This window comes from Bacillus sp. SIMBA_008 (assembly GCF_046535495.1).
GTDB lineage: Bacteria > Bacillota > Bacilli > Bacillales > Bacillaceae > Bacillus > Bacillus subtilis.
Window position 1 is genome coordinate 1 of record NZ_JAWRWL010000881.1, and the last position, 253, is coordinate 253.

A 253-nucleotide genomic window follows, 5' to 3' on the forward strand; every position below is an offset into this window, starting at 1 on the left:
GTGCACGTCGACCATCATGCCGCCCACGTCGTCCTCGTCGACGCGACCGGAGCCGTGCGAGCCGAGCAGCATGCCGCCTTCCTCAGCGGCGACCGCGTCGGGCGCATCGTCGAACTCATCGAGCGATGCCGCAGCGCCCTCAAGGGGCCCGTGCATCTCGCGGTCGTCGGGGTCCCGGGTATCGTCACCCCCGAAGGAGGGATCCGCGACGACCTCGGACCCGACGGCGGAGCCTTCCGCAGCGCCCTCTCCG

General features: G+C 71.9%; 1 protein-coding gene. It reads right to left on the reverse strand.

The genetic code is table 11. The annotated features are described in order from the left end of the window. Window positions 1-253: hypothetical protein (locus SB658_RS25880; RefSeq protein WP_410603338.1), on the reverse strand; the 253-nt coding region annotated here is incomplete at both ends.